We start from the raw sequence: 4,804 nt of genomic DNA on the forward strand, positions 1-4,804 counted from the left end.
TTATTATGCAGTATTTAAAACCAATAAATGTATTCTCAGAAATAGGTCGTTTAAAAAAGGTGTTATTACATAGACCAGGTAAAGAATTGGAAAATTTGACTCCTTCAATAATGAAGAGATTGTTGTTTGATGATATTCCTTATCTAAATGTGGCTATACAAGAACATGATTCTTTTGCTGATACTTTAAGAGGTAATGGAGTTGAAGTTGTTTATATTGAAGATTTGATTAGTGAAACTCTTTCTAATGATGATAGTATAAAAGAGCAATTTATATCTCAGTTTATTTTGGAGGCAGGAATTAGGACCGAAAATAAAACTAGAGCTTTGAGAGATTATTTTTGTAATATGTCTGTTAATGATATGATTTCAAATATGATAGCTGGTGTGACAAGAGATGATCTTAAAAATTATAAATCTGCTTCTCTAAATTCTTTAGTAAATAGTGAATATCCTTTAATTATTGATCCTATGCCCAATATACTCTTTACAAGGGATCCTTTTGCAAGTATTGGGCATGGTGTGACAATAAATAGGATGTCTACTAAGACTAGACATAGAGAAACGATATTTGCAGAATATATTTTTAAGTACCATCCTATTTATAAAGACAATGTTCCTATATGGTATAATAGGGATGAGGATACTACTTTAGAAGGTGGGGATGAATTAGTTTTAAGTCGAGATGTTTTAGCTATTGGTGTTTCCGAGAGGACCGAGTCTGAGTCTGTTGAGAAAGTGGCACGAAAACTTTTTGAGCAAAAAATATCATTTAATACAATTTTGGCTTTTCAAATTCCGCAAAGTAGGGCTTATATGCATTTGGATACTGTTTTTACTCAAATTGATCATACTACTTTTACAAGTTTTATTAGTGATGATATGAAATTTACAATTTATGCTTTAACTTATGATGTGAGTTCTGGCAATATTAAAGTTAAATGCGAAAAGTCAAAATTGGAAGATATTTTAGGTTTTTATCTTGGATGTAAGGTTAATATCATAAAGTGTGCTGGGGGAGATTTAATTCATGGAGCACGAGAACAGTGGAATGATGGTGCTAACACTTTAGCAATAGCACCTGGAGAAGTAATAGTTTATTCTAGAAATCATATGACTAATAAATTACTTGAGGAATTTGGGATTAAGGTTTATCAAATTCCTTCTAGTGAACTTTCACGAGGAAGGGGTGGACCAAGATGTATGTCTATGCCTTTGATAAGAGAAGATATTTAGTTAGGGAGAAAATGTTTATGTATAATTTACAAGATAGTTTACGCAATAAAAGTTTTTTAAGGCTTTTAGATTTTACTCAAGATGATATTCAATATTTACTTGATTTGTCTCATAAGTTGAAAAAAGTTAAACAATCAGGAATTGAAGAACAAAAACTAAAGGGTAAAAATATAGTTATAATTTTTGAAAAGGATTCAACAAGAACAAGATGTGCGTTTGAAGTTGCTGCCTATGATCAAGGAGCTCATGTAACTTATTTGGGACCAACAGGAAGTCAGATAGGAAAAAAAGAATCTATAGCTGATACTGCAAGGGTATTGGGAAGAATGTATGATGCTATTGAATTTAGAGGATTTTCTCAAGAAGCGGTTGAAGATTTAGCTAAGTATTCTAATGTGCCAGTTTATAATGGATTAACAGATATTGCTCATCCAACGCAAATACTTGCTGATTTTATGACCATTGAAGAACATAAAGGATGTTTGAAAAATTTAAAGATGGTATTTTGTGGTGATGGTAGAAATAACATGGCTAATTCTTTAATGGAAGGATGTTCTATTATGGGAATGGACTTTAGGATATTTGCACCAACAGAACTCTTTCCAGATCCAGAGTTGGTAGCTAAGACAAAATTGATTGCTGATAAGAGTGGGGGTAGTATTACTATTTCTAGTTCTATTGAAGAAACAGTTAGGGATGTTGATGTTGTTTATACTGATGTATGGGTATCTATGGGTGAGACTAATTGGGATGAGCGAATTAAATTATTAAGACCATATCAAGTTAATAGTGAACTTATGCAATTGGCAAAGAAAGATGCAATATTTATGCATTGTTTACCAGCTTTTCATGATTTAAATACGGTAGTTGGTAGAGAAGTTTTTGAAAAATATGGACTTAAAGGGATTGAGGTTACTCATGATGTTTTTGAGGGTGACCGATCTGTTGTTTTTGATGAGGCTGAAAATAGGTTGCATACTATTAAAGCCGTTATGGTTGGAACTTTGGGATAAATTTATTATAAGTTTTATTATCAAAATGTAAATATGTATTAGGAGAGATAAAATGGTTCAAAAAAATAAAATGCCAAGTAGTTTTACGATAGTATTTTCTTTAATAGTGTTTATGACAATATTAACTTATATAGTTCCTGCAGGTGAATTTCATAAAGAAAATAGAGAAGTGAATGGTAATTTGCAAGAAGTTGTTGTGGCTGGAACTTATCATGCAGTAGATAGAGCACCTAGGGGATTTTGGGATGGCATTTTTATTGTTCTAACAGCAATGGCTAAAGGAATGGAACATGCTGTTGAAGTTATTGTATTTGTTTTAATTGTTGGTGGAGCTTATGGAGTTATTTTGGGGACGGGAGCAGTTGATGCAGGAATAGCCGCAGCAATTAAGAAAATGGGAAATAAGGATAGACTTTTGATACCATTGATGATGTTTATTTTTTCCATAGGTGGGACTACAACAGGGATGTATGAAGAAACACTACCATTTTATCTAATTATGATCCCATTGGTAATAGCTTTAGGTTATGATAGTGTTGTAGCTGTTGCAATTATTGGATTAGGGGCTGGTGTTGGAACTATGGCATCTACTATTAATCCATTTGCTACGGGAATAGCATCAGCAATAGCTGGTATTGAGATAAAGGACGGTTTTTATTTTCGTATTGTTTTATACGTAATTTCTGTTTTTGTAGCTATAGCATATGTATTGATATATGCAGTTAGAGTCAAGAATGATCCTAAAAGATCTATAGTATATTCTCAAAGGGAAGAAAATTATAATCTATTTGTTAAAGGTAGGAGTGATGATAAGAGTGATAGTATGCCAGAATTTACAAATAGACGAAAAATGGTATTAGTATTGTATGGGTTAATGGTTGTATTTTTGATATATAGTATTTTGGAGCTTGGTTGGTGGATGCAAGAGATGACAATGTTATATCTTGGTACAGCGATTCTATCTGCGTTTATATGTAAAATGAATGAGTCTAAAATGTGGGATACTTTTGTAGAGGGAGCTAAAGATATGATAACAGCAGCACTTATTATAGGTATGGCTCGGGGAGTAATGATTGTAGCTGATGAAGGTATGATTACAGGAACAATTTTACATGCTGCATCAGAATTTTTGTATGGGGTTCCTAAAGGTATGTTTATCATTTTAAATGAACTTGTACAGATATTTATAGGTTTTATTGTACCCTCTTCATCAGGACATGCAAGTTTAACAATGTCAATGATGGCTCCATTGGCTGATTTTTTAGATATGCCAAGATCGTCAGTTGTATTGGCTATGCAGACAGCATCGGGTTTGGTGAATTTGTTAACGCCAACGAGTGGGGTTATCATGGCTGTATTGGGAATGGCAAGACTGAGTTATGGTAGTTGGTTTAAGTTTGTGATGCCAATTTTTGTGATTGAATTTGTAATATGTATTTTAGTAATAATGGCAAATGTATATTTATAATATGTATGAGTTAAGGAGTTGTGTATGAATAAAAGAATTGTAGTAAGTCTTGGAGGGAATGCTTTAGAATGTGGAGATGGAACATTTTGTGAGCAATTATCAAGGATAGAAAGTAGTGTATGTGGTATAGTGGATTTAATAGAATATGGTTATGAGATAGTCATTAGTCATGGTAATGGTCCTCAAGTGGGAAGAATTTTGTTAGAAAATGAAATGTGCAAAGAGACACCATTGGCACCACTTGATGTGTGTGTTGGTATGAGTCAAGGGATGATAGGATATTATATTGAACAGGCATTAAGGAATGAGATCTGTAGGCGAGGAATTAAACGAAAAGTAATAGTGGTGTTGACTCAAGTTTTGGTAAATAAAGAAGATGAGTGTTTTAATAATCCTAGCAAACCTATTGGTCCATTTTATGATAAGATACGAGCAAAAGAGCTTGAGAGTGAGGGATATACTTTAAAAGAAGATAGTGGAAGAGGGTATAGGAGAGTGGTGGCATCACCTAAGCCTATTGAGATTATAGAAATTGAAGAGATAATTGAATTAATTAACAAAGGATGTATAGTGATTGCTTGTGGAGGAGGTGGTATACCTGTTATCAAAGATGAAAGAGGAGTCATTAAGGGAATAAGTGGAGTAATTGATAAGGATTTTGCATCGTCTAAATTAGGACAAGATATAGGAGCAGATCAGTTATTAATTATTACTGCTGTTGAGCAGGTGGCGTTAAATTTTGGCAAAAGTAATGAAAGTTTACTGAGCAAAGTAAGTATTGGTGATTTAGAGAGATATATCAAAGAGGGTCATTTTGCGGTAGGTTCTATGTTGCCTAAAATAGAGGCAAGTATTAACTTTGTAAAGTCTAGAGAGAATAGAGAGGCAATTATTACATCACTTGATAAAATTATTGAAGGGATAAAGGGAATTAGAGGGACAATGATAACCATGTAGATCGAGTTACTAAATATTGATATAGGAAAGTGTATAGTATAAGTAAGCATCTATTTTAAAAAGAGTAAAGTTTCAACAGAATCAATGATTAAGATGGATGGCTAAGATCTTAAAATCAACCCATTCATTTG

The 4,804-nt window shown here is 32.8% G+C and carries 4 protein-coding genes; all 4 read left to right on the forward strand.

Annotated elements, in window-relative coordinates:
* Positions 1–5: 5 nt before the first annotated feature.
* The 4 genes from arcA to arcC are packed head-to-tail and all read left to right on the forward strand — an operon-like array spanning position 6 to position 4,673.
* Complete coding sequence (gene arcA, locus BN1173_RS04335) at positions 6–1,235, forward strand: arginine deiminase (RefSeq protein ID WP_040236885.1); 1,230 nt, start codon at positions 6–8, stop codon at positions 1,233–1,235.
* Positions 1,236–1,252: 17 nt separating this feature from the next.
* Positions 1,253–2,248, forward strand: coding sequence for an ornithine carbamoyltransferase (argF, locus tag BN1173_RS04340; protein WP_014696656.1), 996 nt, complete (start codon positions 1,253–1,255; stop codon positions 2,246–2,248).
* A 52-nt stretch (positions 2,249–2,300) separates the two neighbouring features.
* Complete coding sequence (locus BN1173_RS04345) at positions 2,301–3,716, forward strand: YfcC family protein (protein WP_014696657.1); 1,416 nt, start codon at positions 2,301–2,303, stop codon at positions 3,714–3,716.
* Between the two features lie 24 nt (positions 3,717–3,740).
* Entirely contained in the window at positions 3,741–4,673 is a 933-nt protein-coding gene (gene arcC / locus BN1173_RS04350) for a carbamate kinase (RefSeq protein WP_040236888.1), read from the forward strand.
* Positions 4,674–4,804: the final 131 nt, after the last annotated feature.

The organism is Borrelia crocidurae (genome assembly GCF_000825665.2).
GTDB lineage: Bacteria > Spirochaetota > Spirochaetia > Borreliales > Borreliaceae > Borrelia > Borrelia duttonii.